Origin of the sequence: Arthrobacter sp. 2RAF6 (assembly GCF_052115205.1) — a bacterium.
GTDB lineage: Bacteria > Actinomycetota > Actinomycetes > Actinomycetales > Micrococcaceae > Arthrobacter.
This window is the reverse complement of the sequence record NZ_JBFRGF010000013.1, coordinates 46,306-71,320: the sequence shown is the minus strand read 5'-3', so window position 1 is coordinate 71,320 and position 25,015 is coordinate 46,306. Positions and strand designations below refer to the sequence as shown.

23 protein-coding genes are annotated in these 25,015 nt (G+C 63.1%); 13 read left to right on the top strand and 10 right to left on the bottom strand.

Annotation, left to right across the window (positions count from 1 at the left end; genetic code table 11):
• The first annotated feature begins 168 nt into the window (after nucleotides 1-168).
• Entirely contained in the window at nucleotides 169-396 is a 228-nt protein-coding gene (locus tag AB4Z38_RS11510) for a hypothetical protein (protein ID WP_441429827.1), read from the top strand.
• 39 nt (nucleotides 397-435) lie between these two features.
• On the opposite strand, the gene AB4Z38_RS11505 is transcribed toward AB4Z38_RS11510, so the two are convergent.
• Genes AB4Z38_RS11505 through rhaI form a run of 4 tightly spaced genes read right to left on the bottom strand, consistent with a single transcriptional unit; the run spans nucleotide 436 to nucleotide 5,609 of the window.
• Nucleotides 436-834, bottom strand: a complete 399-nt coding sequence (locus AB4Z38_RS11505; RefSeq protein WP_441429826.1) for a hypothetical protein — start codon at nucleotides 832-834, stop codon at nucleotides 436-438.
• Nucleotides 835-868: 34 nt separating this feature from the next.
• Nucleotides 869-2,377, bottom strand: a complete 1,509-nt coding sequence (locus tag AB4Z38_RS11500; protein WP_441429825.1) for a rhamnulokinase — start codon at nucleotides 2,375-2,377, stop codon at nucleotides 869-871.
• Nucleotides 2,374-4,440, bottom strand: coding sequence for a bifunctional aldolase/short-chain dehydrogenase (locus AB4Z38_RS11495; RefSeq protein ID WP_441429824.1), 2,067 nt, complete (start codon nucleotides 4,438-4,440; stop codon nucleotides 2,374-2,376). The genes AB4Z38_RS11500 and AB4Z38_RS11495 overlap by 4 nt, the downstream gene beginning before the upstream one ends.
• Before the next feature lie 2 nt (nucleotides 4,441-4,442).
• The gene (gene rhaI / locus AB4Z38_RS11490) at nucleotides 4,443-5,609 is read right to left on the bottom strand and encodes an L-rhamnose isomerase (protein WP_441429823.1); all 1,167 of its coding nucleotides are present in this window, start codon (nucleotides 5,607-5,609) and stop codon (nucleotides 4,443-4,445) included.
• 196 nt (nucleotides 5,610-5,805) lie between these two features.
• Here rhaI and AB4Z38_RS11485 point away from each other — a divergent pair, with 196 nt between their 5' ends.
• On the top strand, nucleotides 5,806-6,822 hold the full coding sequence (locus AB4Z38_RS11485) for a LacI family DNA-binding transcriptional regulator (RefSeq protein WP_441429822.1): 1,017 nt from the start codon (nucleotides 5,806-5,808) through the stop codon (nucleotides 6,820-6,822).
• Here AB4Z38_RS11485 and AB4Z38_RS11480 read toward each other — a convergent pair.
• Nucleotides 6,819-7,454, bottom strand: a complete 636-nt coding sequence (locus AB4Z38_RS11480; protein ID WP_441429821.1) for a TetR/AcrR family transcriptional regulator — start codon at nucleotides 7,452-7,454, stop codon at nucleotides 6,819-6,821. The two genes, AB4Z38_RS11485 and AB4Z38_RS11480, sit on opposite strands and share 4 nt — an antisense overlap.
• Before the next feature lie 133 nt (nucleotides 7,455-7,587).
• Between AB4Z38_RS11480 and AB4Z38_RS11475 the strand changes: the two genes are divergently transcribed.
• The 4 genes from AB4Z38_RS11475 (at nucleotide 7,588) to AB4Z38_RS11460 (ending at nucleotide 13,060) form a co-directional block, all read left to right on the top strand.
• Complete coding sequence (locus tag AB4Z38_RS11475; RefSeq protein WP_441429885.1) at nucleotides 7,588-9,519, top strand: primary-amine oxidase; 1,932 nt, start codon at nucleotides 7,588-7,590, stop codon at nucleotides 9,517-9,519.
• Nucleotides 9,516-11,030 (top strand): APC family permease, encoded by a 1,515-nt coding sequence (locus tag AB4Z38_RS11470; protein WP_441429820.1) that lies wholly within the window; start codon nucleotides 9,516-9,518, stop codon nucleotides 11,028-11,030. The genes AB4Z38_RS11475 and AB4Z38_RS11470 overlap by 4 nt, the downstream gene beginning before the upstream one ends.
• 27 nt (nucleotides 11,031-11,057) lie before the next feature.
• The gene (locus AB4Z38_RS11465; RefSeq protein ID WP_441429819.1) at nucleotides 11,058-11,588 is read left to right on the top strand and encodes a hypothetical protein; all 531 of its coding nucleotides are present in this window, start codon (nucleotides 11,058-11,060) and stop codon (nucleotides 11,586-11,588) included.
• A 62-nt stretch (nucleotides 11,589-11,650) separates the two neighbouring features.
• Nucleotides 11,651-13,060, top strand: coding sequence for an aldehyde dehydrogenase family protein (locus AB4Z38_RS11460; RefSeq protein WP_441429818.1), 1,410 nt, complete (start codon nucleotides 11,651-11,653; stop codon nucleotides 13,058-13,060).
• Between the two features lie 77 nt (nucleotides 13,061-13,137).
• Here AB4Z38_RS11460 and AB4Z38_RS11455 read toward each other — a convergent pair whose 3' ends face one another.
• Both AB4Z38_RS11455 and AB4Z38_RS11450 read right to left on the bottom strand, forming a co-directional pair.
• On the bottom strand, nucleotides 13,138-14,277 hold the full coding sequence (locus AB4Z38_RS11455; protein ID WP_441429817.1) for a low temperature requirement protein A: 1,140 nt from the start codon (nucleotides 14,275-14,277) through the stop codon (nucleotides 13,138-13,140).
• 1 nt (nucleotide 14,278) lies between these two features.
• Entirely contained in the window at nucleotides 14,279-14,569 is a 291-nt protein-coding gene (locus AB4Z38_RS11450; protein ID WP_441429816.1) for a hypothetical protein, read from the bottom strand.
• Between the two features lie 248 nt (nucleotides 14,570-14,817).
• Between AB4Z38_RS11450 and AB4Z38_RS11445 the strand changes: the two genes are divergently transcribed.
• Nucleotides 14,818-15,024: a hypothetical protein gene (locus AB4Z38_RS11445; RefSeq protein WP_441429815.1), complete on the top strand. Its 207-nt coding sequence runs from the start codon at nucleotides 14,818-14,820 to the stop codon at nucleotides 15,022-15,024.
• A gap of 33 nt (nucleotides 15,025-15,057) precedes the next feature.
• Here the strand turns inward: AB4Z38_RS11445 and AB4Z38_RS11440 are convergent, their stop codons facing one another.
• Entirely contained in the window at nucleotides 15,058-15,435 is a 378-nt protein-coding gene (locus AB4Z38_RS11440; protein ID WP_441429814.1) for a low affinity iron permease family protein, read from the bottom strand.
• A 97-nt stretch (nucleotides 15,436-15,532) separates the two neighbouring features.
• Between AB4Z38_RS11440 and AB4Z38_RS11435 the strand changes: the two genes are divergently transcribed.
• The 6 genes from AB4Z38_RS11435 (at nucleotide 15,533) to AB4Z38_RS11410 (ending at nucleotide 21,954) form a co-directional block, all read left to right on the top strand.
• The gene (locus AB4Z38_RS11435) at nucleotides 15,533-16,564 is read left to right on the top strand and encodes a LacI family DNA-binding transcriptional regulator (RefSeq protein WP_441429813.1); all 1,032 of its coding nucleotides are present in this window, start codon (nucleotides 15,533-15,535) and stop codon (nucleotides 16,562-16,564) included.
• 202 nt (nucleotides 16,565-16,766) lie between these two features.
• Nucleotides 16,767-18,119, top strand: a complete 1,353-nt coding sequence (locus AB4Z38_RS11430) for an ABC transporter substrate-binding protein (protein ID WP_441429812.1) — start codon at nucleotides 16,767-16,769, stop codon at nucleotides 18,117-18,119.
• Between the two features lie 74 nt (nucleotides 18,120-18,193).
• Nucleotides 18,194-19,180 (top strand): carbohydrate ABC transporter permease, encoded by a 987-nt coding sequence (locus AB4Z38_RS11425; protein ID WP_441429811.1) that lies wholly within the window; start codon nucleotides 18,194-18,196, stop codon nucleotides 19,178-19,180.
• Nucleotides 19,177-20,076 (top strand): carbohydrate ABC transporter permease, encoded by a 900-nt coding sequence (locus AB4Z38_RS11420; RefSeq protein ID WP_441429810.1) that lies wholly within the window; start codon nucleotides 19,177-19,179, stop codon nucleotides 20,074-20,076. Before AB4Z38_RS11425 ends, AB4Z38_RS11420 begins: the two co-directional genes overlap by 4 nt.
• A gap of 49 nt (nucleotides 20,077-20,125) precedes the next feature.
• Nucleotides 20,126-21,637: an arabinosylfuranosidase ArfA gene (gene arfA / locus AB4Z38_RS11415; protein ID WP_441429809.1), complete on the top strand. Its 1,512-nt coding sequence runs from the start codon at nucleotides 20,126-20,128 to the stop codon at nucleotides 21,635-21,637.
• 122 nt (nucleotides 21,638-21,759) lie between these two features.
• On the top strand, nucleotides 21,760-21,954 hold the full coding sequence (locus tag AB4Z38_RS11410; protein WP_441429808.1) for a hypothetical protein: 195 nt from the start codon (nucleotides 21,760-21,762) through the stop codon (nucleotides 21,952-21,954).
• A gap of 607 nt (nucleotides 21,955-22,561) precedes the next feature.
• Here the strand turns inward: AB4Z38_RS11410 and AB4Z38_RS11405 are convergent.
• Complete coding sequence (locus AB4Z38_RS11405) at nucleotides 22,562-23,464, bottom strand: aldose 1-epimerase family protein (protein ID WP_441429807.1); 903 nt, start codon at nucleotides 23,462-23,464, stop codon at nucleotides 22,562-22,564.
• Nucleotides 23,461-24,981: an L-arabinose isomerase gene (gene araA, locus AB4Z38_RS11400; RefSeq protein ID WP_441429806.1), complete on the bottom strand. Its 1,521-nt coding sequence runs from the start codon at nucleotides 24,979-24,981 to the stop codon at nucleotides 23,461-23,463. The genes AB4Z38_RS11405 and araA overlap by 4 nt, the downstream gene beginning before the upstream one ends.
• Nucleotides 24,982-25,015 lie beyond the last annotated feature (34 nt).

The window sequence follows — 25,015 nt, the reverse complement described above, 5'->3', positions numbered from 1 at the left end:
GCCTGCGGCATGCCCCTGCTAAGCCAATCAAGGAATCCCGAAAGCGGCGATTAGACCTCGTAAGGACGCCCCCTGTCATTCCCCTATGCTCAGGCGTATCCTGATGACGTTCCCGGCACCGGCCTCGGCCGGCACTTTTCTCTGCACTCACTCAGTTAGGCGTCATCCATGGAGATGAACATCAGGGACCACTGGGACATGCTCAGCCCCGAAACGCGGCATTGGCTAACCGACAACCCCGGATGCGTGGTGTTGCCGCGAACCATCACGGAAATAATCCATCAGGAAACCGGCATCACTCCGGATGCCGACCAGCACAGCCAAGTCAGCCTTTCCCCCGAAGATCTGAGTTTCATCCGGGCCAAGGCTGAAGGGGGCTCCGTCCGTCCGGCGTAATCGATGCCTAGGTAATCGACCCCGAAGGAATCGACTCCGTCACTCCTCGCCGTCTTCATCCGCGGCCACCGGCGGATTGGTTGCCTCACGGAGCGGTCCCACGTCCCCGTCCGCGCCATAGTCCCCCTCGGCGTACTGGCCGATTTCCGACTCCGCCGTGCGTCCCGGAACTGCTCCTGCGTCGCCGAGGTCGGCTTTTGCGTAGCGACCGGATTCCTTGGCCTTCACACCCAAGGGTTCGGGCAAGCCTCCTTGGCTGCCGGCCGTGCCGTAGTCGCCTTCGCTGTATTGGCCTTCGTCGTCTTCGGAGTGCCGGCCGGGCTCCGTTCCGGTCTTGCCGTAGTCTCCCTCGACGTACCGGCCCCGGAGTTCCGGTTCCTCGGGAGCTCCGCTTGTCTCCTCTTCAGTGGGTTCTTCGACGCCGCTGCTGTCGGTCATGATCTTGCCTTTCCCGCAACCAACCTTGCGTCTCTTAGGCGCCTCTTAAGTTTACCGAGGGGCTCTGCGGCACAACAGGGCGCCGGCCCTGGGGACTCTTAAGTGCCAGTTTCGGTTCGTAGCTTTCAAGCCCGATGCTTGCCCTCACGAGCGCCCGGAGTTCGGACAGGCCTCCCGTCACGGCTCCTGCCGCCCGGGCCTGGATGAGGACGTTGCCGAGCGCCGTGGCTTCCACGGGGCCAGCCACAACCTTCTTGCCGGTGGCATCCGCGGTGAGCTGGCACAGCAGCCTGTTCTGCGAGCCGCCGCCCACGATGTGGACCACGGACGTCTGCTTGCCGGACAGTTCTTCGGCGCGTGCCAGGGTCCTGGCATAGGCGGCGGCGAGGCTGTCCAGGATACAGCGCACGACGGCGGCCGGCCGGTCCGGGAGGACCTCGCCGGTGGCGCGAACCGCGGACCGAATCCGGTCCGGCATGTTGTCCGGCGCGATGAACACCGGATCGTCGGCGTTGATCTGGGGGCCTCCGGCGGGAAGTGCAGCCGCGGACTCCAGGAGCGCGGCTAGTTCCTGCCGATGCCCTTGGGCGGCCCAGGTGCGTTGGCATTCGCTGAGCAACCACAGGCCGCCGACGTTGCGCAGGTACCTGATGGTGCCGTCGACGCCCCGCTCGTTGGTGAAGTTGGCCAAGCGGCTTGCTTCATCGAGGACCGGGCTGTCCAATTCCACACCCACGAGGGACCAGGTGCCGGAGGAAATGTAGGCGAAGTCTTCCTGCCGGGCCGGAACGGCTGCCACGGCCGAGGCGGTGTCGTGCGAGCCCACGGCAACCACCGCGGTCTCCGCTTCGAGGCCCGTTCGGGCCACGATCTCCGGCAGCAGCGTGCCTACGGTCTCGCCCGGCTGGATGATGTCCGGGAACAGGTTCTTGGGCAGGCCGAGCGGCTTGAAGAAGTCGTTTGCCCACTCCCCCGCGACGGCGTCAAAAAGCCCGGTGGTGGAAGCATTCGTGGCCTCGGTACGGCGTTGGCCGGTGAGCTTGAACGCGATCAAGTCCGGGATGAGCAACGCCTGGACGTCGCGCAGTGCACGTTCGGAGGCGAGCTGGTAGAGCGTATTGAACTGCAGGAACTGCAGTCCGGTGGTGGCATAGAGCAGTGCCGGGTCCAGCACGTTGTGGACGTCCGCGATGGCGGTGCGGCCGCGCTCGTCGCGGTAGCTGAACGGCTGCGCGATCAGCTTGCCGGAGGCATCCACGAGTCCGTAGTCGACTGCCCACGTGTCGATCCCGATGCTGGCGATCCGCTCCCCGCTCGCGGCGGCCGTTTCCGCGGCCGCCGCAAGTCCCTTGAGCACCTCCTCGAACAGAGCGTCGAAGTCCCAGTGGAGTCCGCCGTCGAGCTCTACGACACCGTTAGGGAAACGGTGCACCGTTTCCAGCGAAACGCTACCCCCGCCCACGCGGCCGAGCATGACCCGGCCCGAGGACGCACCGATATCGACCGCAGCGAAAACGCCGCCGACAGTAGCTTGCACGTTCATCGCAGGAAGGCCGCGGCGACGCCCGCATCCACCGGGATGTGCAGGCCCGTGGTGTGCGAGAGTTCGTTGCTGGTCAGCACGGCCGCGGCGTTGGCCACGTGCTCGGGCAGGACTTCGCGCTTAAGCAGGGTGCGCTGGGCGTAGTACTTGCCCAGTTCCTGCTCCTCGACGCCGTAGACGGCGGCGCGTTTGGCGCCCCAGCCGCCGGCGAAGATCCCGGAGCCGCGGACGACGCCGTCGGGGTTGATGCCGTTGACGCGGATGCCGTACTCGCCCAGTTCAGCGGCCAGCAGGCGGACCTGGTGGGCCTGGTCTGCCTTGGTGGCGGAGTAGGCGATGTTGTTCGGGCCGGCGAATACCGAGTTCTTCGAGGAAATGTAGACGATGTCCCCGCCCATGCCCTGATCGATCATGACCTTCGCCGCGGCTTTGGAGACCAGGAACGAGCCCTTGGCCATGACGTTGTGCTGCAGGTCCCAGTCCTTCTCCGTGGTCTCCAGGAGCGGCTTGGAGATGGACAGTCCCGCGTTGTTCACCACCAGGTCGAGTCCGCCGAAAGCCAGGACGGCTTCCTGGATGGCGGCCGCGATCTGGGCTTCGTCGGTGACGTCTGCCCGCACGCCGATGGCGACGTCAGGACCGCCGAGTTCTGCGGCGACTGCCTGCGCGTTGTCCAGGTTGAGGTCCGCGATGACCACGCAGGCGCCCTCCGCGGCGAGGCGGGTAGCGATCGCCTTGCCGATGCCCGACGCCGCGCCCGTCACCAAAGCGATGCGCGTGGCGTGCGACTTCGGCTTGGGCATCCGCGCGAGCTTGGCTTCCTCGAGGGCCCAGTACTCGATCCGGAACTTCTCGGATTCCTCGATCGGGGCGTAGGAGGAGATGGCCTCGGCACCGCGCATGACGTTGATCGCGTTCAGGTAGAACTCGCCCGCGACGCGGGCTGTTTGCTTGTCCTTGCCGTAGGAGAACATTCCGACGCCGGGGACCAGGACGATGGCCGGGTCCGCGCCGCGCAGGGCCGGGCTGTTTTCGTCCGCGTGGCGGTCGTAGTAGGCCTGGTAGTCCTCGCGGTATGCCGAGTGGAGTTCTTTCAGGCGTGCGATGCTCTCCTCGATGCCGGCGTCGGCCGGCAGGTCCAGGACGAGGGGCTTGACCTTGGTGCGCAGGAAGTGGTCCGGGCAGGAGGTGCCCAGCGCCCCGAGGCGGGGATGCCCGGCGCCTTCGAGGAACTCCAGGACACGCGGATCGTCGCTGAAGTGGCCCACCTGCGGCTTGTCGGCCGAAGCGAGGCCGCGGATCACCGGGGCCAAGGCTGCGGCTTTGGCTTTGCGTTCGGCTTCCGGAAGCGCGGCGTAGCCGGGGAGTTTGGCGCCGAAAGGCGCGGCCTTGCCGTTCTGGGCGATGTAGCCTTCGGCCTGCTCGATGATCCAGAGGGAGTTGGCCTCGGCTTCCTCGCTCGTTTCGCCCCACGCGGTGATGCCGTGGCCGCCCAGGATGGTGCCGATGGCTTGCGGGTTGGCTTCCTTGATCGCCGCGATGTCCAGTCCCAGCTGGAAGCCGGGGCGGCGCCAGGGAACCCACACCACCTTGTTACCGAAGATCTTGGACGTCAGCGCTTCGCCGTCCACCGCCGTCGCGATCGCGATGCCCGAGTCCGGGTGCAGGTGGTCCACGTGCGCGGCGTCCACGAGTCCATGCATGGCGGTATCGATCGACGGCGCGGCGCCGCCTTTGCCGTGCAGGCAGTAATCGAACGCGGCCACCATTTCGTCTTCACGCTCGACGCCGGGGTAAACGGCCTTGAGTGCCTGCAGCCGGTCCAGGCGCAAAACCGCCAGGTTTCCGGGCTTCAAGGTGCCCAGGTCCCCGCCGGAACCCTTGACCCACAACAGCTCGACGTCTTCCCCGGTGACCGGGTCCGTCTCCGTGCCTTTCGCGGAGGTGTTGCCGCCGGCGAAGTTCGTGTTCCGCTTGTCCGCGCCGAGGCGGTTGGAACGGGCGATCAGTTCTTCAACGGTCTTGTTGTCTGTGTTCTGCACGTCAGTGTTCTGCATATTCATGCCTAAGCGCCCCATCCGGCTTGCTGGCCGCCCACGCGGTCCTCGTTGATCTTCTTCTGGTAGCCACTGGCCTTGAACGCTGTCATCGGGTCAGCGGGCAGGCCACGCGATTCACGCCATTCGGCCAGCATCGGCCGGACGTCCGTGTAGAAGGCATCGTTGAAAATGCCGTTCGCGGCCAGGACATCCCCTTCGCGCTGCGCCTCGGCCAGTGCATCCGTGTCGATGAGCAGGGCGCGGGCCGTCATTTCCTGGACGTTGAGCACGGAGCGGATCTGGCCCGGGATCTTCTCCTCCAGGTTGTGGCACTGGTCCAGCATGAGGGCGACGCCCGAATCCTTTCCGAAGCCCCCGCCGCGGATGACCTCGTGCATGATCCGGAACAACTGGAAGGGATCCGCGGCACCGACGATCAGGTCGTCGTCGGCGTAGAAGCGCGAGTTGAAGTCGAAGGAGCCCAGCTTGCCCAGGCGCAACAGTTGCATGACGATGAACTCGATGTTGGTGCCCGGGGCATGGTGGCCGGTGTCCAGGCAGACGAAGGCCTTCTCCCCCAGGGCAAGGGTCTGGGCGTAAGAGGTGCCCCAGTCCGGAACGTCGGTGTGGTAGAAGGCCGGTTCGAAGAACTTGTACTCCAAGACCAGGCGCTGGGTTTTGGCGAGTCCCGCATAGATCTCTTGCAGGGATTCCGCGAGGCGGTCCTGGCGGCCGCGCATGTCGTCCTGGCCGGGATAGTTGGTGCCGTCGGCCAGCCAGATCTTCAGGTCCCGGGAGCCGGTGGCGTGCATGATGTCGATGCACTCCAGGTGGTGGTCGACCGCTCGGCGCCGCACAGCCGCGTCCGAGGACGTCAGGGAGCCGTACTTGTACTCATCGTCCTGGAACGTGTTCGAGTTGATCGTCCCCAGCCCGACGCCAAGGCTCTCTGCATACTCGCGCAGGGCGGAGTAGTCATCCACCTTGTCCCAAGGGATGTGGAGTGCCACTGTCGGTGCGAGGCCCGTCAGTTCGTGGACTTTCGCGGCGTCGGCCAGCTTCTCCTGGATGGTCCGCGGGGTGCCGGGCGTACCGAACACCTTGAATCGCGTGCCCGAGTTGCCGTAGGCCCACGAGGGAACCTCGATGGCCAGTTCCCCGAGGCGGCCCAGGGCCGTTTCCGTGGTGTTCATTGTTGTTCCTTCTGTTGCCTGTGTGTCGTCTTCGAACAGCAGTGCCAATTCGTCTTGAATCGATTCATTCAAGAAACTACTCACACGGTAGGGCCTGCTTCCATGGCGTGTCAACAGTCAATCCCGAGGATAGCCAAGATGAAGGACCTAATATTGATGAAACGGTTTGATTCGATTCATCAACGGGAGGTTCAGCGTGCCAAGCGGCCCGGGAGCAAAGCTGACAGACGTCGCTGCCCTTGCGAGGGTTTCGGTCGGCACGGTTTCGAATGTCCTCAACAGGCCGGACCAGGTGTCGTTCGACAAGAGGAGCCGCGTTCTTGCCGCCATCGAGGAATTGGGATTCGTGCGGAACGAATCAGCCCGCTCGCTGCGTTCAGGATCCACCAGGAGCCTCGGCATGCTGGTGCTGGACGTGCGCAACCCCTTCTTCACCGATGTCGCTTTGGGCGCTGAAAACGTCGCCGAAGGCCACAAGCACTCCCTGATCCTGGCCAACAGTGCCGAAGACGCCGGCCGCGAGCTGGCATATCTGGATCTGTTCGAGCAGCAACGCGTCCAAGGCGTTTTGATCACTCCGTTCGGACAAGTTCTTCAGCGGCTCGAAAGAATGCGCGACCGGGGTATCCCCTCCGTACTCGTCGACAGGCTCGCAAGCATGGATCAGTTCTGCTCGGTATCAGTGGACGACGTTGCCGGCGGCGCCGCGGCCCTGGAGCATCTCGTCAGCGTGGGTTCGGTACGCCCGGCATTCGTCGGCGGCCCCTTCACGCTGCAGCAGGTCGAGGACCGCTACCGGGGTGCCGCCGATGCGGCAGCACGTGCCGGAGTCCCGCTTCAACTCTTCGAAACGCCGGATCTGAAATTTGAACGCGGGCGCCGGATTGGAGACCTTATGTCCAATCTCCAGTCCGACAAGCGCCCGGACGCCGTGTTTGCCGCCAACGATCAATTGGCTCTAGGTCTCTTGCAATCCTTCGCCGCGAACGGGCTCCGCGTGCCCGAGGACATCGCCATCGTCGGGTTTGACGACATCGATTTTGCCTCGCAGTCGAGCATCCCGCTCACCTCCATCAGTCAGCCGAGGCAGCTGATCGGCGAGCGTGCCGCCCAGCTCCTCTTCGACGAAATCGACGACGAACCCGGTCACGTCCACAGCCAAGTGGTGTTCACGCCGGAACTCGTGGCGAGGCAGAGCACCTTGCGCCGCTAAGCGGATCCTTTCGATCCCGCCGTCGGCACGAGATCGCCTTTTTCGGATGAAATGAGCGATATATAGGTCTCCAGTTGGGACCGTAGCTGATCCGCCGAGTGGTGTTCGGGCGTCAGCGTGGCCGTGATCTGGGCACCGAGCGCGAACGTCATGATCCCGCCAACGATGTCGTCGTCGTTCAGTCCCTCCTTCAGTTCGCCAAGCTCCCTCGCTTCGCGGAGCTTGTCGAACAGGGCCTCACGCCATTGCTCCATCGAGGAATCATGCAAGGCGGCCTTCGCCGGGTCCGTCAGTGCGCGCTGCCAGAAGGCGATCGCGATTCGCGCTTCGTTGAGTCTCTCGGCGTCGAGCGGCAAAATTTCATGGCAATAGCTGCGCAATGCTGACAGGCCCCGCAGGCCGGCTGTGGAGTCGCTCATGCGGGTATTCGTCTGATTGAAGACGTGGCCGAAAGCAAACGTCAAGAGATCGTCTTTCGTGGGGAAATACGGCTTGAGCGCACCGTTGGCAAAGCCTGCTTCGGTTGCTATCTCGCGCATCGTGGCACCCTCGATCCCCCGGCTGGCGATGATCCGCCACGTGGCTTCGACAAGCTCCACCCTGCGCTTGTCGTGGTCTACGATCTTCGGCACGTTTCCCCAAATCTTTTTTTCTACAACCGTTGTGACTCAGATTACACGATGCTATTCTCTACACACATAGAAAATAAATCGCCACTCACAAAGGCCTTCCATGAGCACAACTTCCTCTCCAGAAATCGCCGAAATGGCTGCGTTTGCCGGACCGTCTCCGTTTGCCTTGACCAGTGCCGAAGACATCACGGCGGTCAGGGCCATTTTGGCCGGCGCCGGACTCTTCGACGAATCCATCCGGATCGCCTACCTTGGCTTGCTTGACCCCCCTCGCGATTCAGGAGCGCGCGAATCGGGGACTCCGGACCGCAGGTTCAGGGCGTTCCTGCACAACGTTTCATCCGGTGTAGCACAAGACGTCGTGGTCTCTGTGACACACCAGGAAGTCGTCTCCAAGGTCGAACTCGACACCTCAGTAACGGGCGAGCTTCCCGTCATCGAAGAAGAATTCGAGGTGGTTGAAGAGATCCTCGCCCAGGATGAGCGATGGCTCAAGGCCTTGGCTGACCGGAATCTCGATGTCAGCAAGGTCAGGGTCGCTCCCCTGTCAGCCGGGGTCTTCGAGTACCCGGAGGAGAAAGGCCGCCGGATTCTGCGCGGCTTGGCTTTCGTCCAGCAGTTCCCCGGGGACAGCGCCTGGGCCCACCCCGTGGATGGGCTGGTTGCCTACGTCGACGTCGTCAGCAAGACGGTCGAACAGGTCTTGGATTTCGGGCCAGTTCCGGTGCCGGAAGAACACGGCAACTTCACGGACCCTGAGCTCACTGGAGCGATGCGCACCACCCAGAAGCCGATCCACATCACCCAGCCGGAAGGTCCAAGCTTCAGCGTCCACCATGGAAACCACGTCGAGTGGGAGAAATGGAGCCTGGACATCGGCTTCGATGTCCGGGAAGGCGTCGTTCTCCACAATGTAGCGTTCGACGACGTCGATCGCCGCCGCAGTATCCTCAAGCGTGCTTCGATCGCCGAAATGGTGGTGCCTTACGGCGACCCCTCCCCTGTGCGCTCCTGGCAGAACTACTTCGATACCGGCGAATACCTCGTGGGCCAATACGCCAACTCGCTCGAGCTCGGCTGCGATTGCCTCGGCGAAATCACCTACCTCAGCCCGGTAGTGAGCGACTCGTTCGGCCGGCCACGGGAAATCCGCAACGGAATCTGCATGCACGAAGAGGATTGGAGCATCCTCGCCAAGCACAGCGACCTCTGGAGCGGCGTGAACTACACTCGCCGGAACCGTAGGCTCGTCATCAGTTTCTTCACGACCATCGGCAACTACGACTACGGCTTCTACTGGTACCTCTACCTCGATGGCACCATCGAGTTCGAAGCCAAGGCAACCGGTGTCGTCTTCACGAGCGCCCACCCCGGAAAAGGCTACCCGTACGCCTCGGAGCTCGCACCGGGCCTTGGGGCCCCCTTCCACCAGCACCTTTTCAGCGCCCGACTGGACTTCGCCATTGACGGCCTAAGCAACAGGGTCGAGGAAGAAGATGCCGTCCGCGTACCCATGGGGGAAGGCAACGAGCGCGGCAACGCCTTCTCGCGCCGTCGGACTGTGCTCAAGAACGAATCGGAGGCTGTGCGCGAGTCCGACATGGCGGCCGGACGGGCCTGGATCATCTCCAATCCCGAATCACTCAACCGCCTGGGCGACCCCGTGGGGTACAAGCTCCACGGACAAGGGCATCCCATGCTCCTGGCCGACCCCCAATCATCCATCGCCCAGCGTGCAGCATTCGCAACGAAGGACCTGTGGGTGACGCGCTACGACGAGAATGAGCGCTACCCCAGCGGCGACTTCGTCAATCAGCATTCGGGTGGAGCAGGATTGCCGTCCTACATTGCCCGCAACAGGGACATCGACGGTCAAGACATCGTCGTGTGGCACACCTTCGGGCTGACCCACTTCCCCCGCCCCGAGGACTGGCCGATCATGCCCGTCGACACGGTGGGATTCAAACTGCGCCCCGAAGGCTTCTTCGATCGGAGCCCCGTCCTCGACGTGCCCGCGTCGAAGCCCGCTGAAGGCGGCCACTGCCATATGGAGGCCCAAAAATGAGTTTAACAACCGGGAAAGAGACCACTGAGGTGGGCCACCCGCACCACCATCGACGCCGTCTCGGCGTCCCCGCGGTGACTTTCATGATCATCGCCGCGTCGGCTCCGCTCACTGTTCTCGCCGGCGGGGTCACGACGACATTTGCCGTCACCGGGGTCACCGGCGTGCCGTTGTCCTTCCTCCTGCTCGGCGGAACCCTCGCCGTGTTCGCCGTCGGCTACGCGGCAATGAGCCGGTACGTCGTCAACGCCGGCGCCTTCTATTCCTACGTAGCGCAGGGCATTTCGCGGCCGGTCGGCGTCGGGGTTTCCATGGTCGCCCTGATGGCTTACAACCTGATGCAAGTCGGCATCTATGGCCTCTTCGGCTTCACCGTCTCGAGCTTGATCAACGAACGCTTCGGCGCAACCGTCCCTTGGTGGATTCCGGTGCTGGTCTGCATCGCCGTCGTCGCATTCCTCGGCGTGAACCGGGTGGACCTGTCAGCGAAGGTCCTCGGGGTGCTCGTCGGCCTGGAGTTCCTCGTCGTGATCGTCTACGACGTCGTGTCCTTTGCGGTGGCGCCTGAGGGAGTCAGCGGAGCGCCGCTCACTCTGCAGAGCCTCTTCGTACCGGGCGTAGGAGCAGTCCTCTCCTTCGGCATCGCGGCGTTCATGGGATTCGAGTCGGCCGCGATCTACAGCGAGGAAAGCAAGGACCCCAAGCACACCGTAGCCCGGGCAACCTACACCGCCGTCGCCATCATCGCCCTGTTCTACGCGGTTTCGTCCTGGGCCATGGCGGTCGGAACAGGACCGTCCGCGGTGGTTGACGCGTCGGCCAAACAGGGACCGGACCTGATGTTCGGCTTCCTCAGTGACCACGCCGGCGTCCTTCTCGCCGACCTGGCCCGCCTGCTCTTCGTCACCAGCCTCTTCGCCGCCTTGGTCAGCTTCCACAATGCCGCGGCGCGCTACTTTTTCTCCCTTGGCCGGGAGCAAGTCCTTCCCCGAAAGCTGGGTGCAGTTCGGCGGCACAGCGGCGCCCCCTACGCCGGGTCGATCGCCCAGACGGTGATCGCAGTCGTGGTCACGGTGGCGTTCGCCATCGCGGGGACCGGATCATCGCTGGGCGACCTCTACCCTGTCCTGACCATGTTCACGTGGCTGACGAACGACGGCGCGATGGGACTTGTCCTCTTGATGACCGTTGTTTCGCTTGCCGTCATTGGCTTCTTCCGCAAGAACAAGCATGACGCTGGAATCTGGACCCGCGTGATCGCCCCTGCCTTGGGGTTCGTGCTCTTGGCCGTGATTTTCGTTCTGATCGTGGTCAACTTCAACGTACTGCTGGGCCAAAACGAGACGAATGCCCTGACGTTCATCCTGCCGGCCACGATCATCGTGCCCGGATTGGTGGGGGTCGCCTGGGCATTCCGCCTCCGCCGGAGCAACCCCGCCGTGTATCGGCGGATCGGGCACGGCGAAGAGGGGCCAGCGGCCGTCCACCTCGGCAACGAAGAAGACTTGTAGCGCCGGGACTGATGATCAGTGAACAACATGCACACGACCCTTTCGATAGTCATGCTGGCCTGCTGCGCCTTGGGAATCTGGAGTCCGATGCGCGAAGGCCTGGTCAGAAACCTCAGCCAGTGGGGACCGATGGCGCTCATGCTGGTGGCGATGGCCGACACGACCGTCGGGCCGGGCATGGTTCCGGGCGTAGTGTGGGGCCTGCTGCTGCTTCTCACTTCGCCTCTTCCGCTGATGCTTCTGCCCAAGGATCGCCGCGGCGGCATGGAAATACACCGTTCCTTGTCCATGGTGGCCATGTTCGCCCTTCTCGTCACCACCCTTCCCTCTGCCGCCTCATCGAGTTCAGTACACGCAGCACATGGGCATTCAGGACTTGGTGGAGCGAACCCGGTCCTGGCAGTCGCCCTCGCGGCAGCGGTCATCGCCTACTCGATCGTCCTGGCGGCCCGAACGCTTCGACGAACCGGGCGCGGACACCGTCGTCGCGCATCTGCATCGCTTGAGGCCATCTCTTCAGCGGGTGCCTTGGGCGCAATGATCCTGATGGCCGTCTGACGCCCCGTCTTTTAGAACCCCGCCCCTTCGAAACCCATACCAACTCAGAGTGGAGTAAACCCTTGGAAAGCTACGATGCCCTCCTGGCTTCAATCACCCCTATCACCGGCGAAACCCGGACCATCCTCGATCCCGCCACGGGCACCCCCGTCGGCGAGGCTCCCGTTCACACTGTCGAGGACCTCGAACGTGCCATCGGCGCCGCCGCAGCGGCCCAGCCCGCGTGGGGGGCGCTGGGCCACGACGCCCGGTCCGCCGCGCTGCTCAAGGCCGCCGACGCCGTCGAACGCTCCGCCGAAGAACTCGCCCGACTGCTCTCCCGCGAGCAAGGCAAGCCTTTGAATGGCCCCAACGCCCGCTTCGAAGTCGGTGCCTGCGCCGCGTGGCTGCGTGCCGCCGCCAACACGCCCGTGGACCCGGAAACCGTGGTGGACGACGGCGAAACCCGAGCAGTGCTGCACTACCGGCCCATCGGCGTCGTCGGCGCCATCGGACCCTGGAACTGGCCCATGATGATCACCATCTGGCAGATCGCCCCCGCCCTGCGCATGGGCAACGCCGTCGTCGTCAAACCCTCCGAATACACGCCCCTGTCCGTGCTCGCCCTGGCGGCCGTGATCAACGAAGAACTCCCCGAAGGCCTGCTGTCGGTGGTCTCCGGCGGCCGCGACGTCGGCGCCCGCCTGGCCGAACACCCGGCCATCGGCAAGGTCATGTTCACCGGCTCCACCGCCACCGGCAAGGCGATCATCCGCTCCAGCGCGGACACGGTCAAACGCCTCACGCTGGAACTGGGCGGCAATGACGCCGGCATCGTCCTGCCCGACGCCGACCCCAAGGCGATCGCCGAAGGCCTCTTCTGGGGCGCCTTCATCAACACCGGCCAGACCTGCGCCGCGCTCAAGCGCCTCTACGTCCACGACTCGCTCTATGAGGCAGTGTGCTCCGAACTCGCCGCTGTCGCCGCCGCGATGCCCATGGGCGACGGTCTCGACGAGAACAACGTCCTGGGCCCCCTGCAGAACCGCGCCCAGTACGACATTGTCGCGAAACTTGTGGAGGCCGCCCGCGATTCCGGCGCCCGGATCCTGCTCGGCGGCAACCCCGAGACCGGCCAGCCCGGCTACTTCTACCCCACCACCCTCGTGGCCGACATCGACAACGACAACCCTCTCGTTGCCGAGGAACAGTTCGGCCCCGCCCTGCCCATCATCCGCTACAGCACCGTTGACGAGGCGGTCGCGATGGCGAACGCGCTCGACGTCGGACTCGGCGCCTCCGTCTGGTCCCCGGACCTGGAAGCCGCCCGCGGCGTCGCTGCCCGTCTCGAGGCCGGAACCGTCTGGATCAACAAGCACGGCGCCGTGGACCCCCGCATCCCGTTCGGCGGCGCCAAGCAATCCGGCTACGGCCTCGAATTCGGCACCGAAGGCCTCAAAGCCCTCGGCGTACCCCAGGTCATCAACGGGTAGGCGGTGAGGGAGGCGCGCGTCACCCCCAACTGACTCGCAGTTGTTGTCGTTTTGAGGCCCCGGAACGACAACAACTGTCAGCCAGTTGGGGTTTTGTGGCGTCGCCTCTGAATCTCGACGTAGGCCGTGACAAGGAGCAGGACAATCACGGCAAGGGCCAAAACGATGGCGCCGGGAACCACAGCGCTCACCGGTATGAGCAAGATGGCGATCACTACTGTGGGAACAGCCCATGGCAGCACTGCGCGCTGAGGCTGGCCATAGCGAAGTGACACGATTGCATTGCACGCATAGAAGAGGGCCAGACCTCCGCCGAGCGAAATCCCTGAACCCAATGGCAAGTGCTCATAGGGTGCCGGAATCGCGGTCGCGATCGCCCCGGCGATCGCGGTCACCCCCAGCACCAGGAGAAACGGCATGAACAAGGTGGTCTGAAGTATTCCGGCGAAATCGGACCGGGCCTGCAGGCGCTCGAGCCCCGCGGTGATGGTCCCGGTGCCGTATTGGAAGAATGCCCAACCGAGCAGGGCAACAACGAGGAATCCGAGCGCGCCGACCAGCCCGGCGCCCGGCCCCCAATCGTCAGACACCTCAGTGACGATCGTGAATATGGACTCGCCGAGGACAATGATGACGAACAAACCAAGCCGCTCGGAAGCGTGTTCGATGTTGATTCCACCGATGCCCCTGTCCGGCCAAAGGCGGGCGCCAACGGCCACCATGCCAACCTCCACCACGATCGCGGCAGCCCACAGAATGACAGCGACGTGGAGCGGCAAGAAGGCCGAGATGAGCCAGAGGACGGCCGTGCCGCCGTTGTAGATCCAGATGCGCCACGGAGTTTCGGCCGAATTTTCGCGGTGTTGGTACAGCCACAAGATCAGCAGGACCACGCGACTGGCAGCATTGGCCAGCGAAAAAGCCCAGGCCCGTTCGCCAAAGGCGCCGGGCGCCGCGGCGGCCATGACGCTCGCCGCTGCCATGGCAGCGAGCATCGCGACTCCCAGCGCCCGGGACGACAAACCAGGCAGGAGGTTGACGACGGAAACTATGTTCACCCAGGCCCACCACGCCGGAAAGAAAAGCAGGACGAACGTGCCGAATTCGGCCCATCCAGGATCGCCGTGGATCCCGCGCGCAAGCTGCCCTACGAAGGCCACAAAAACGAGGTCGAAGAACAGCTCCATCCAGTGCACGCGGCGAGGGTCACGGGCCACCTTACTTGCCTTTGAAAATGAGAGTGTCGGTGCCGCTCTTCCAGTTGAGCGTGCCTTGGCTAAATGACATTTCAATAGGCCGCATCACGAAATCCACAAACCACTGTTGCTGAGAGCCGGCGTCACTGCTGCACCCCATGGCGCCGATCCCGAGCTTCGCCGTGACGGTCTCGCGCGGCGTGGGTGTGGCCGTTCGCGGCTCGCGCCCTTGCACGGACGCACACGAAGTCAGCACCGTTCCAATGAGAAGCAGGAGAATCGGCTTTCGTTGCAAACAACCTCTGCGCTTCATAGTGCCCCCTGGTAGCCGAACGCTGCTCGGAGCATATACGCGGAAGCCGGCCCCGTCATCGGATGTAATGCAACTCCGCGGACTTTTCTCTTCCTGGAGCGGTTCCCGAAAGACCTTCCAATACCGGCAGTGCGCCCCACAGGACATGGGATAGTAGCATTTGTAATGCATGAATGCCCTTTGCGAGGAGCGTCCTACGGACAGGGAAAGTTTGGGGGTAAGTCAAGGCAATGGATTCGGAACCGGCAATGCCTGAGGTCAACCCGCGATTCAGCAACACCCGGAAACAGAATACCGAACTTGCCATCCAGCAACTCCGGGACGGTGGGTTCACCACCATGCAGATAGATGAATTCGTCGAGACGTTGCACCGCATGGAGGCCGACGAGTCGATACTAGCGCCGCTGACAAATGCCCTGTTCGCGATGAACGTCTCAGTCCAGTGGCTGATGTAGGAACCGCGCCCCCGGTCCAAGACTCCGGTCAGATCAATCGGACTCAGCCTGCTCCTCAATACGTCGACGCTGCTCCTCAAGCTCCTTCTCGCCCTCGTCTTCAGCCTCATAAAGCTTGGAGTTGGTGATCTGGAGTTCACCCATCACAGCGTCAAGCTTCACGTGGAGGGCGGCACTGTCTCTGTTTTGGGTGTTCTGGATGATGAAGACCATCAGGAACGTCACGATGGTGGTGCCGGTATTGATAACCAATTGCCACGTATCCGAAAATCCTAAAAGTGGTCCCGTAAACGCCCAAACGATGAGAATGATTACTGCCGCGCTGAACACCCAGGCGTGGCCGAGAACTTTGGCCACCCTGGTGGTGAACCGGGTGAAGAAATCCTGACGGGGACCGCTGTCTTGGCTCATGCAGACATCATCCACCCATTTCATTCCGACCCAAACGCTTTCCAACGTTGTAATCTTCAGCTTAGGACGGACGCCGACGTGCGCGGAAGAAGGAAAAGTGGCAACTACCATGCGGGATGTGGCCCAAGCGGCCGATGTGTCAATCAAGACGGTGTCGAACGTCATCAATGACCATCCAAACATCAAAGCCGAGACCCGCGAGCGGGTTTTGCTAGCCATCGAGAAACTTGGCTACCAGCCCAATCTCTCGGCGCGTGGTTTGCGGTCCGGTCGTACGGACGTCATCAGCCTCATCATCCCGGATTTGAAGAACGCATACTTTGCTGAACTTGCCGACGCAGTGATGACGGCCGCCTCCAAGCGGGGGAAAGTCGTGATCATCGAGCAGAGTGGAGGCCTCCGGGCTCGCGAGCTTGAGATCCTGCATGGCCCCCGGATGCGAATGGTCGATGGTGTCTTGTACAGCGTGCTCGGCCTGGGCCAGGAGGACGTGGGCCTCATCGACATCCCGACTCCCATGGTCCTCCTGGGCGAGCGGATCTTTCACGGCCCCACGGACCATGTGACCATGCAAAACATTGAGGCTTCGCAAGCAGCTACGGAACACCTGCTGCAACGCGGACGAACGAGACTACTCGCCTTTGGTGCCCACCGAAATGAAGTCATTGGTTCAGCCGGGCTTCGCTTGGAAGGTTACCGCCGCGCCTTGCAAAAGGCGGGGCTGGATTACCGGGATGAACTGGCAATCGACGTCCAGTCGTGGCACCGCTCCGACGGGGCCCAGGCCATGCGGCAGGTCCTGGAGTCCGGGCTGGAATTCGACGGTGTCGTGGCTTTCAACGACTCCATCGCCCTGGGCGCCATGCGTGTCATGCAGGACGCCGGACTGAAGATCCCTGGGGATGTGGCAATCATCGGCTTCGACGACATCGACGAGACCCGGTATTCGCTACCGACCCTGTCGACCATAGATCCGGGCCGGCGGGAGATCGCCGAGACCGCCGTCGCGATGCTCCTGGAACGCATCGACGGCGCAGCCGAAGCGACACCCGCCCGCGAGTTTGAAGCAGGATTCAAGGTCATCAGCCGGGAGTCCACGGCGATCCGGCCCGCCCAAGACTCCGCCTAATTTCTTCTTGACATGTAAGTCCGGTCACATCATCATGGATTTACAACGATTACTTACATCGATGTAAACACTTGGGAATCTCCTCTTACCCCCATCTGCCGAGACCGTCCGGGTCCCACCAGCATCCATTGGCTGGAGGACGGCCTACCCGCACTGCCCTACCTCCGACGACGACGTCCATGCACGACCGAAGGGAAACTACGTGAACAAGAAAGCAATCGCAGCAGCAGTGTCAGCCGCTGCCCTGGCCGCCACAATGGCAGGGTGCAGTGGCGGCGCGGATGCCGCCAGTACGGGCTCCAACACCACCAATTGCACCAACAAGATTGTCCATGCCGACGCTCCGAAGGTCTCCGTGTGGGCGTGGTACCCCAACATGGCCACGGTCGTCGACAACTTCAACAACTCCCACACGGATGTCCAGGTCTGTTGGACCGTCGCCGGCCAGGGTGGCCCGGAGTATGCGAAGTTCCAAACAGCCATCCAGGCCGGCAAGGGAGCCCCTGACGTGATCATGCTCGAGGCGGACCAGCTGACGGGATTTGAATTGCAGAACGCACTTGTCGACCTGAGCAAGTACGGCGCCGGAGACGTCAAGAAGAACTTCAGCGCCGGTTCCTGGAAGGACGTTTCGCAGGGCGATTCGGTCTACGCGATTCCGGTCGACGGCGGTCCGATGGCCATGATCTACCGCAAGGACGTGTTGGACAAGTACGGTATCAAGCCACCGACCACGTGGGCGGAGTACGAAACGGCCGCGCAGAAGGTCAAGGACGCTGGCGGCCCTGCATTCGGAGATCTTGGCAGCAATGTCCCTGCCGCCCTGACCGCGCTCATGGCCCAGAAGGGCGCGGTTCCCTTCACTTATGATCTGGCGGACCAGAAGAACATCTCCATTCACCTCGACAGCCAGCCGGCCAAGGACGTGCTGAACTACTGGGCAGGGCTCGTGAAAAAGGGCCTCGTAGCCACCCAGGACCAGTTCACCACCGACTACATCTCAGGAATGATCGGCGGCAAATACGCCACGTACATCTCGGCGGCATGGGCTCCCGGTTACCTCACCGGATCCGGAGTGGGTAAGGGCAACGAGAAAGGAACATTCGCTGCGGCGCCGCTCCCCCAATGGGATCCAAGCAACCCTGTCTCCGTGAACTGGGGAGGATCCACGTTTGCCGTCACCTCACAGGCGGGTGACCAGAAGCTCGCCGCGGAAGTCGCCAAGGGCCTCTACGCCGACGACACCTCGCTGACGGATGGCTGGAAGACCCAGACAATCTTCCCGCTCAACCAGAATGTGCTGAAGTCGGACGCGTTCACCAACAACGCCGTCGATTTCTTTGGCGGCCAGACCGCCAACAAGGACATCTACATACCGGCCGAAAATGCCTACAAGGGATTCAGTTACAGCCCGTTCAGTGTCTACTACTACGCGCAACTGCAGGCCGAGACGGTCAAGATCAACGCCGGCAAAGTCAGCGGGGACGAAGCAGCCACCGAGCTGCAGGGCATCATGGTGAACTACGCGAAGAGCCAGGGGTTCACGGTCAACTGACAGCTCCTCCCGTTCCGCTGGCCCGCCGGGCGGAACGGGACCGAATCGATCAATAGAAAGTTGCAGGACAGCTCATGGCATTTCACGGGTCAACGGTGACGTCGTTGCCACACATTCCCACGCCGGACAAGTTGAATCCCACGCCCCCGCCCGAAGACAGAACCCGCTCCCGCAGCGACAAGATGAATGCACGCCGGGCCAGGACCGGATGGCTCTTCATCGCGCCGTTCGGCGTAGTCTTCGTTGCGTTCCTTCTGGCTCCGCTTGCTTACGCCCTCTACCTCAGCCTGTTCACCAAGGGCCTGGCGACAGGTACGCGGTTCAGCGGTTTGGAGAACTATCTCCACGCTTTCTCGGATCCACAGTTCCTCAAGGGCGTCTGGTTCGTGGTCCGCTTCTCCTTGGTCCTCATTCCGGTCCAAATGGCCGTCTCCCTGGCGGCCGCCCTCGTGCTCGACCACCTCACCACCCGGTTCGCCAGGTTCTCCCGGCTCATGATCTTCCTGCCGTACGCAGTGCCCGCCGTCATCGGAGCCCTGATGTGGGGGTTTCTCTACAGTCCGATATTCGGCCCCCTTCAGCAGCTGTTCTCCCTGTTCCACGCGTCGGCGCCCTTCCTGCTCAGTCAGGACAACGTCTTCTATGGCCTGCTGAACGTTGTGACGTGGCAGTGGGCCGGCTATTACATGATCATCATTTACGCGGCATTGCAGGGAATTGATCCGACGCTCTACGAGGCCGCCAAGATTGATGGCGCCTCCGAAAGGCAAGTTGCTTTTCGCATCAAAATACCCCTGGTTTCTTCGGCCCTGGTGCTCATTCTTATCTTTGCGCTGATCGGGACGCTGCAGTTCTTCTCCGAGCCGCAAATCCTCGGGCCGGTAGCCAATGGCAGCATTACCCCGGATTTCACCCCGAACATCTACGCATTCAACCTGGCCTTCGGATACGCCCAGTTCAACTACGCCTCGGCCATATCCTTCTCCCTCGGCATCGTCGTGTTCATCGCGGTGTATATCTTCATGTTCGCCACCCGCAAGAAAGGGAGCAACCTCTCATGAGCGCAGTAACAACAAATCTCCCGGCAGCGACCCGGTTGTCGAGGTCCCATCGCCGCAATGTGGTGGCTCATGTCTTTCTTGGCGTACTTGTCCTGTATTTCCTGGCTCCCATCTGGTGGCTGTTCGTTGCCAGCACGAAAGACGCCCAAGGACTTTTCGCAGGCTCTTCAGGGGCTATGTGGTTCGACAAGAATTTCAACCTCATCGCGAACATCCAGGACCTTTTCGCCTACAACGGCGGGGAGTATGTGCAGTGGCTGGGTAATTCGCTGCTCTACGCTGTCAGCGGTGGTTTGGGAGCGACGGCAATCTCGGTCCTGGCAGGTTACGGCTTCGCCAAGTACAAGTTCCGGGGCCGGAACCTTACGTTCGCATTACTGCTCGGTGCCGTGATGGTCCCCATGACCGCACTGGTCATCCCGACATTTATCCTGATGTCCAACCTCAAGCTGACCGATACTGTGTGGGCAGTCATCCTGCCGTCGCTGCTTAGCCCCTTCGGCGTCTACCTGATGCGGGTATACACCGCAGAAGCAGTGCCTGACGAGTTGCTCGACGCAGCCAGAGTGGACGGAGCCGGTGAACTACGCACCTTTTTCCAAGTCTCCTTGCCTTTGCTTCGGCCAGCGCTCGTGACAGTCCTGCTGCTTTCCGTCGTTGGGACCTGGAACAACTACTTCCTGCCCTTGGCCATGTTGTCCACCGAGAGGCTCTATCCGCTCACCGTGGGCATCGGGCTCTGGGAGCAGCTGGCTTCGTCCAACAACGGAGGCGGCCACTCGCTCTGGAGCCTGATCGTCGTCGGTTCGTTCATTTCCATCATTCCCCTCGTCGTGGCATTCCTCACCCTCCAGAAGTACTGGCAGGGCGGCCTGTCACTCGGCAGCCTCAAGTAGGCCGCAAAGCACCCTTTCTCTTCCCGTTCCCTCTCACTGAAAGCAGACCATGGTTTCCGCACGCCTTACGATCGACCCGCAATTCGCAGTGGGCACTGTCAATCCCCGCCTCTTCGGTTCGTTTGTCGAACACCTTGGCCGCTGTGTCTACGACGGCATCTACGAACCCGGTCACCCCGGCGCCGACGCCGACGGTTTCCGCACTGATGTGATCGAGCTCGTCAAAGAGCTCGGGGTCTCCACTATCCGCTACCCGGGCGGCAACTTCGTCTCCGGGTTCCGCTGGGAGGACAGCGTTGGTCCCAAGGAACAGCGTCCTCGCCGCCTCGACCTCGCTTGGCACTCCACCGAAACCAACGAGATCGGCATGCACGAGTTCAGCACATGGCTGGAGAAGGTGGGCAGCGAACTCATGCTGGCCGTCAACCTCGGCACCCGAGGCACACTGGAAGCCCTGGACCTGTTGGAGTACTCCAACATCCGCTCTGGGACAGAGCTGTCAGACCGCCGCGCCGCTCATGGCCGAATGGATCCGTTCGGCATTAAAATGTGGTGCCTCGGCAATGAAATGGATGGCCCGTGGCAGTTGGGCCATCGCTCCGCTGAAGACTACGGCAAAATCGCATCGCAGACCGCGAAGGCAATGCGTCAGCTGGATCCTTCCGTTGAACTCGTGGTCTGTGGCTCATCCAGCGCCCACATGCCCACCTTCGGAGAATGGGAGCGCGTAGTACTTACCCACTCCTACGAGGATGTCGACTACATCTCGTGCCATGCCTACTACGAGGAAAAGAACGGTGACCTGGACTCGTTCCTTGCTTCCGCTACCGACATGGACCACTTCATTGAATCTGTGGTAGCGACGGCTGACCACGTCAAGGCTGTCAACGGAAGCACGAAAACCATCAATATTTCCTTCGACGAATGGAATGTGTGGTACCTCGAACGGTTCCACGAGGTCGACAAAATCGAAGGGCTGGACAACTGGCCCAAGGCGCCACGGTTGCTTGAGGACATGTACTCCGTGGCCGACGCCGTCGTCTTCGGCAACCTGCTGATCTCACTGCTCAAGCATGCCGATCGAGTCACCTCCGCTTCGTTGGCCCAGCTCGTCAACGTGATCGCCCCCATCATGACCGAACCCGGGGGCCCGGCGTGGAAGCAGACCACTTTTTTCCCGTTCGCATTGACATCCAAACTGGCCAAGGGAGTCGCCCTGGATGTGAGGCTGGAAGCGGACACGTACAGTACGGACGCCTATGGCACCGTCCCGCTCATCGACGCCGTCGCGACCTACGACGCGGACGCAGCTGCGACGTCGGTCTTCCTGGTCAACCGATCGCGGAGCGAGGAGGCAACGGTCGCCATCGACCTGACGGCGCTCGAGAGCGTCATCGTTGTTGATGCCCAGACGCTTTCAGACGCGGATGTCTACGCGAAGAACACGCTCGAGGACCAGGACCGCGTGGGATTGCAGCCGAACAAGAGCGCCGTGGTGCGCAACGGCGTCGTCGAAATCACCCTGCCTCCCGTCTCCTGGACGGCACTGAACCTCGGCTGACCTTGTTAACTCGGTCAAAACCCAAGCGACATCCCGGTCCGATGACCGGGATGTCGCGCCTCTTTGGAGCCCTGCGGAGTGAACCTCTTTTGGAGACCGCCGCCCGGTGGGACGATTTTGATATGAGTGAAACCGAAGACCAAAAGCTCGCGTCCCCGGCTACCGGCCATTACCTTCACAGGGAAAAAGGCATTCCCTTGGAGGAATACGAACACCCGACCACGCACCAGATGCGCATCATCGGTCAGCGGCGGACCGAGGCGGAAGCCAAGCTTGAGCGGCAACAGCGCGAGGCCCGGAGCAAATTCCACGAATAAAGCGACCCGCTTAGGCAGCCGGCGCCGAATCGCGGTCTTCGCCGGGTGCCCGTCTGGTGATTGGCACGTTCGGACGTTCAGCGGGCCAAGACCTGAGGCTAGGCCAGCCACCCGATCGTACGTCCAACGCAGTGAGCGGAAGCGCGCTGTGGACAATGTAGTCGCGCGCCGCCGGGCCTACCATCATCAGATCCTGGCACAGGTCTCCGCGGTGTCCGGGAGCGATGCCGGCCGCCCGAAGGCTGGCCCTAAACGTCCGGGCTCTCACGGGTTCCGAAGCTGTAAGGCCACACCAGCTGATGTACAGACCGTACAGTTCTTCGAAGCTGAGGCCATCCTCCCCGGAACTCCGGGAGACGCACTCACTGAGGAAATTATCCAGCGGTACTTTCGTCATCGTTGCCCCCTGCGCCTTGGCAGCCTGACTGCTGCGTTTCCATAGCTACAGCTAACAATGTGATCCAAAACAAGGAACCTACCTGAATACACAGAAATTTAAGGGCGCCGGTTGCCCTTGTCAACAGGCAGGCAACAGGCAGTCAGGCTAGATCCCCGGCACGGCAAGCCCGCATCCCGCACATGGTGGGTGGGGGCGTGCGGCAGGACGTCATGCGGCGAAGATGCTCCACTGTGCCTCGTGCACTGAGCCTGGTTCCAGCCGGACCAGGTCCCGCCCGCTGTTGAAGGCATCGGGCGGGCAGGTCATCGGTTCAACGGCGAGTCCGAGCCGGTTGGGCATCGGTGCGGGCTTGTCCGCGGTGTGGACCTGCAACCAGGGGCAGCTGCGGTCCCACGACATGCCGACGCCCGTTCCGGAGGGGTCGCGGACCGCCATCCGGGCGGTCCCGTCGCCGTCGAACGCGATGTCCGTGAAGGCGTGGTCGATTTCCGTCGCACCGATGGTGCGCGGTGTGCGGAAGTCGAATTCGTGGCCCGCTACGGCGCGCGTGCCGAGGGGCAGCAGCCTGTCCCCGGTGACCTCCATGAAGGATTCGGCGGGAAGTTCGAGCGTCCACTCGTCCAGCGGGGCGGGTCCGGGCAGCAGGTACGGGTGCGGGCACACGCCGTAGGGCGCGGCCCGCTCTCCCGTGTTGACCGCCGTCACCGTGATGTGCAGTCCGGCGGCGGCGAGCCGGTAGTCCAGCTGTAGCGAGAGCCGGAACGGATACCCGGGGCTGTCGCCAAGTTCGCAGCCCAGGCTGAGGGTATCGGCGCTGCAGGCTTGGAGTGTCCAGAGCTGGTCGATCACGAGTCCGTGAAGTGCGGTCCGTCGCGCGGGTTCGTTGAGGGGAAGGTGAAGGACGGCGCCGTCGTGGCGGTAGCTCCCGTCGGCGATCCGGTTGGGCCACGGGGCGGCGATGATGCCCCGGTAGTCCGGGATGGGCGCCGCGGCGTCGAACGGAACCACCAGATCCCGGCCCTGGAACGTGAGTTGCCGCAGGGCACCGCCCCGCTGGACGATCGAGGCGGTGTAGTCCCCTGAGACCAGCCGGAATTCCTCGCCGTTCACAGCCCGCCGGCGAGTTTGTAGTAGGCGGCGTTCCAGGCGAGTTCCTTCTTGAACGCCTTGATGGTGGTGCTGTCGTCGATGGTGAGCAGTTCGGTCCGGGCGATCTCGGCGAAGTCTTCGAACACGTCCATGCCCACCTGGGTGGAGAGCACGGTGTGGTGCGCGGCGCCCGCGATGAGCCACGCGGCGGCGGAGGTCGCGAAGTCTGGCTTGGGCTCCCAGAGCGCGCGGGCGACGGGGAGGTTGGGCAGCGGCTCGGGGAGGTCGACGACATCGACGGCGTTCGCCACGAGGCGGAAGCGGTCGCGCATGTCCGAGAGCGCGACGACGACGCCGGGGCCGGCGTCGGTGTCGAAGACCATGCGGACGGGGTCTTCCTTGCCGCCGATGCCGAGTGGGTGGATCTCCACGCGCGGTTTGGCCGCGGTCAGGGAGGGGCAGACTTCGAGCATGTGCGCGCCGAGGATCTTCTCCTGCCCCGGGGTTAGGTGGTAGGTGTAGTCCTCCATGAGGGAAGCCCCGCCGGGCAGGCCGGCGCCCATGACCTTGGCTGCCCGGACCAGGATCGCGGTCTTCCAGTCGCCCTCGGCGCCGAAGCCGTAGCCGTCGGCCATGAGCCGCTGCACGGCCATTCCGGGAAGCTGGCGCAGCGCGCCCAGGTCCTCGAACGACGTCGTGAACGCGGCCGAGCCGTTCGCCTCCAGGAAGGACCGGAGACCGAGTTCGATCCGGGCGCTGTAGCGCAGCGAGTCGTGCCGGGCACCGCCGGTGCGCAGTTCCGGTGCCACCTCGTAGAGGCGCTCGTACTCGGCGACCAGGGCGTCGACGTCGGACTCCGGCGCGCCGTGCACGGCGTCGCCGAGTTCGTTCACGGACCAGGTGTTGACCGAGACGCCGAAGCGGAGCTCGGCTTCGGTCTTGTCGCCCTCGGTGACTGCGACGTTGCGCATGTTGTCCCCGAAACGGGTCAGCTTCAGGATGCGCACGGCGGCCCAGCCGGCCGCGGCGCGCTGCCAGGCCCCCACCTGGCGCGTGACTTCCGGGTTGGTCACGTGCCCGACGACGGTCTTCCGCGGCACGCCGAGGCGGGACTGGATGTAGCCGAATTCGCGGTCGCCGTGGGCTGCCTGGTTCAGGTTCATGAAGTCGAAGTCGATGTCCGCCCAGGGCAGGGCCACGTTCCCTTGGGTGTGCAGGTGCAGGAGGGGTTTGCGGAGCAGGTCCAGTCCCTGGATCCACATCTTGGCCGGGCTGAAGGTGTGCATCCAGGCGGTCACGCCGATCACGGCGTCATCTGCGTTTGCCTCGAGCGCGGTGCGGCGGATCGCGTCCGCATCGGTCAGCACCGGCTTCCAGACCAGCTTCACCGGGACATCGGAGGACGCGTTCAGCGCTGCGGCGATCTCCTGGGACTGCGCGGCCACTTGCTTGAGGACGTCCTCGCCATAGAGGTGCTGGCTTCCGGTGAGGAACCAGGCTTCATAGTGCTCAAGGGAGGTGTTGTGGGCGATGGGCATGCGGTTCTCCTTGAAAAGTTTGTGGGTGCCGCGG